Origin of the sequence: Leptolyngbya sp. FACHB-36 (assembly GCF_014695955.1) — a bacterium.
In the GTDB taxonomy this organism is placed as follows: Bacteria; Cyanobacteriota; Cyanobacteriia; order Leptolyngbyales; family Leptolyngbyaceae; genus FACHB-36.
Genome location: NZ_JACJPG010000445.1, coordinates 1 through 3,755 on the forward strand (window position 1 = coordinate 1; position 3,755 = coordinate 3,755).

Genomic DNA, 3,755 nt, shown 5'->3' on the forward strand with positions numbered 1-3,755 from the left:
TTAGAACCATTTCACAGGGTAACGCCACCGTGCCACCGTGCCCTGTGAGTTGCTCATTTGACTTCGATTCCTTGGAAGTTGCTCTCGGCATTAATCATGCCTGGAAAGTTTTGCATATCATCGAAAATAAATGTTGCTCCAGCGGCAAGCAGTGCAGCGCGATCGCTCCGTTGAGCATAGCCGAATACCGTCATTCCTGCCGCAGATGCCGCTTGTACGCCTGGAACTGAATCTTCAACCACAACACAACGGCTTGGATCGGTGTTCATTTGCTGGGCAGCATAGAGATACACATCGGGAAAAGGTTTGGGGCGCTCCACATCATAAGCACTGTAGAGCTTGCCGTCAAACTGATGCAGCAGTCCAGTTAAGGTTAAAACCACTTGAATATGTCGGTGGCTGCTATTCGATGCCACACATTTGGGTAACGAAATTTGTTCTAACGTTTCGGCAATTCCTGAAACGGGTCGCAGTTCTTGTTGAAAGGCAGTAAATTCTCGTTCTTTGCAACGCTCAGTAAATGTGGGTGGGAGCCGCCTTCCATAGGTTTCCTCAATGATTGCCAGACACGTTGCCAGGGACTTACCCATAAACTGCTGGGTGACTTGTTCATAGGTAATCTGAAATCCAGCCTCGGTCAGTGTTTCGGCGAAAATGCGATTCACGATCGGTTCGCTATCCACCAACACTCCATCACAATCAAAAATAACGAGATCACATTGAGAAATGCCCATTTTCCTTAAATGCACATGCATTCGATGAGACTATACACCCGTAACACTTTGTTGCTAGCTAGTGAGTACAACGGATCGTCCGGCAGAATTTTATTATGAGTGATCAAGCATCTATGACAACTGAAATCACCAGTTTTCACGCCCATGTTTATTATGATCCCACCACTCGTGAGGCAGCGGTACGGGTGCGAGAAGAATTGGGCGATCGCTTTCAGGTGCAGTTAGGGCGCTGGCACGACAAGCTCGTGGGTCCCCACACACAACCGATGTATCAAGTTGCTTTTGCACGGGATCAATTTGATCAAGTTGTGCCGTGGTTGATGCTGCATTGTGAGGAATTGGCGATTCTTGTTCACCCCAATACGGGGGATGCCGTAGCAGACCACACCGACCATGCGCTTTGGCTGGGTGAAAAACTGGCAGTCAATCTTGAGCCACTAAGACAGGTGAGCCCACCTTGATGGGACTAATTGGGCTTGGGTCACAGCAGCGAAAACAATTCGCACTTCTAACTATTAGATTTAAAGATCTTAATCAGCAAAGCCTTGTTTCTCAACTGCCTACATGCGATACTGAATCGCAAACCACGGTTTGTCGATCAAGATATTGGAGATTGCTTTTCTTTTACAGCAAGCGTGTCTCCTCGACGATGCAGTATTTGCCCTGAAGCTGTTGAGAGTTTTATGATTTCCCGATTGAAACGGCGATCGCTGTTCAAGCATCTATTTCTGGGAACGCTGTCGTTGTCTCTGACGGCAACGCTGACCAATTGTGCAGCTCAACCTCAGGCCGGTAGCCCAACGACGGATACGTCTCAGGCTAGCCCGGTTGCCAGTCCTGCCAGTGCTGCGACCACGGTATTGCGTGTGGGATTCATCAGTTCAGATGGCGGCAAAATTCCAGTCGGTCTGGAAGGTTGGGCGCAGGAACAAGGCTATCTGGCATCAGAACTGAAAAGCCTGGGAATCAGCGAGGTCAAGTTCTTCCCGTTTAGTGGGGGTCCTGCCCTGAACGAATCGCTTGCCAGTGGCGCATTGGATATGGGGTTGTACGGCGATACTCCTGCCCTGGTAGGACGCGCGGCTGGGTTAAAGACAAAGCTGATCAATCAGTCACGAGTGGGGCAAGATTCCTGGTTGCTAACCGTTCAGGATGGTCCCAAATCGCTAGAAGCCCTCAAAGGAAAAAAGGTGGGCGTGGCAAAAGGGACGTATATGCACCGCTATCTGCTTGGCTTAATTGATCAGTCAGGACTGGCAAAAGCGGTGAAAGTGGTGCAAATTCCAACTGTGGATGCCAAAGCTGCTTTAGAGCGGGGCGAAATTGCTGCCTATCCCTTTCCCACGGGATCAGGTCCGCTCCTGGCGTCTAAGGGGTTCCCAATTCTGGATCAGGCAACCAATCACACTGGATTAGTTGGCACGAGTGTCAGCATTGCCACCGAAGACTTACTGGCAAAATACCCAGAGCTACCGCGTCAGTGGAATCAGATTCGTCAAAGAGCATTGCAGGCGGCGAAAGCGAATCCAGAAGCGTTTTATCAATTTGCATCTAAGACAAGCAAAAAGTTACCGCTGCTAGTGATTAAAGAGTCGTATGCGATCGACCTCTATCCCAATCAACCTTTTACCGATGAGGGGATCAGGTTGTTGAATTCCACCAAGCAATTCCTGGCGGATCAGAAGTTATTGAAGTCGAATTTTGAGATTCAGGATTGGCAAGCTGCAAATCCATGAGCAGATTACTGAATTGCAAAATTCAATGGTGCTCTGATTGCACATCCAGTTGTCTGAGTTGTGCCAACTGAGTCTAAGTGATCCTGGATTTGTGATTACGTTTTTGATTGAAACAGGAGCTACTGTGAATGAGTGATAATGCAGCGATTACCCCTTCGGGGAACAGCGAAGCGATCGCCGAAATCACACTCACAACCGATGTGTTAGTGATTGGGGGTGGATTAGCCGGAGGCTGGGTTGCCTGGGGAGCGGCGCATCGGGGAGCAGAGGCTATCCTGGTCGATAAAGGATACTGTGGCACCAGCGGCGCATCTGCTCCGTCAGGCAATAGTCTCTGGTACGTCAAACCGGATGCTGAGCTGCGGGAGCAGGCGATGGCAAGTCGGGAAGCATTGGGTGGCTTTCTAGCCGATCGTACCTGGATGCAGCGAGTCCTGGATCAAACGTTTGAGAATATCAACCTCGTTGCCGAATGGGGCTATCCGTTTCCAGTAGACGAACAGGGTCAGTCGCGGCGGGAGTCAATCCAGGGTCCAGAATATATGCGCCTGATGCGAAAGAAGATTCGACAGGCTGGGGTGAGAATTCTGGATCAGAGTCCGGCATTAGAGCTATTGGTGGATCAGGAAGGGCGAGTGGCTGGAGCAGCGGGAATCAACCGCCAAACGGGCGATTGCTGGACGATTCGTGCTGGAGCCGTCGTTTTGGCAACGGGTGGCTGTGCATTTTTGGCAAACGGTCTGGGTTGCAATGTTTTGACGGGAGATGGCTACCTGATGGCAGCAGAAGCGGGAGCAGCGTTCTCTGGGATGGAATTCTCCAATGCGTATGCCCTCTCAACTACCTTTGGCTCGGTGACGAAGGGACGGTTTTTCCAATGGGCAAGCTTTTACCAGGCTGATGGTACGCCGATCGACGGAGCCAACACGCGCCAGGGACGAAGCATCATCGCTAAAACCCTGCTGGAGCAACCCGTTTATGCCTGTATTGACCAGAATGTAACGCCAGAAATCCAGGTATGGATGCGAAAGGCGCAACTGAATTTCTTTCTGCCGTTCAATCGCCGGGGCATTGATCCGTTTACGCAACACTTTCCGGTGACGCTGCGATTCGAGGGAACGGTGCGGGGAACTGGCGGATTGCGAATTGTCGATGCCACCTGCGCTACGACCGTTCCCGGTTTGTATGCGGCAGGAGATGCAGCAACACGAGAACTGATTTGTGGAGGGATTTCGGGTGGGGGCAGTCACAATGCGGCTTGGGCGATTTCTTCTGGCTACTGGGC

4 protein-coding genes are annotated in these 3,755 nt (G+C 51.0%); 3 read left to right on the forward strand and 1 reads right to left on the reverse strand.

Annotated elements, in window-relative coordinates:
• Positions 1-53: 53 nt before the first annotated feature.
• Entirely contained in the window at positions 54-734 is a 681-nt protein-coding gene (locus tag H6F43_RS12610) for an HAD family hydrolase (RefSeq protein ID WP_190343101.1), read from the reverse strand.
• A 113-nt stretch (positions 735-847) separates the two neighbouring features.
• On the opposite strand from H6F43_RS12610, the gene H6F43_RS12615 reads away from it, so the two are divergent.
• The 3 genes from H6F43_RS12615 to H6F43_RS12625 all read left to right on the forward strand — a co-directional run.
• The gene (locus H6F43_RS12615; RefSeq protein WP_190343104.1) at positions 848-1,195 is read left to right on the forward strand and encodes a DOPA 4,5-dioxygenase family protein; all 348 of its coding nucleotides are present in this window, start codon (positions 848-850) and stop codon (positions 1,193-1,195) included.
• Between the two features lie 222 nt (positions 1,196-1,417).
• Positions 1,418-2,470 (forward strand): ABC transporter substrate-binding protein, encoded by a 1,053-nt coding sequence (locus H6F43_RS12620; RefSeq protein WP_190343102.1) that lies wholly within the window; start codon positions 1,418-1,420, stop codon positions 2,468-2,470.
• A gap of 128 nt (positions 2,471-2,598) precedes the next feature.
• The coding region (locus H6F43_RS12625) for an FAD-binding protein (RefSeq protein ID WP_190343103.1) at positions 2,599-3,755 on the forward strand (1,157 nt) is incomplete at its 3' end.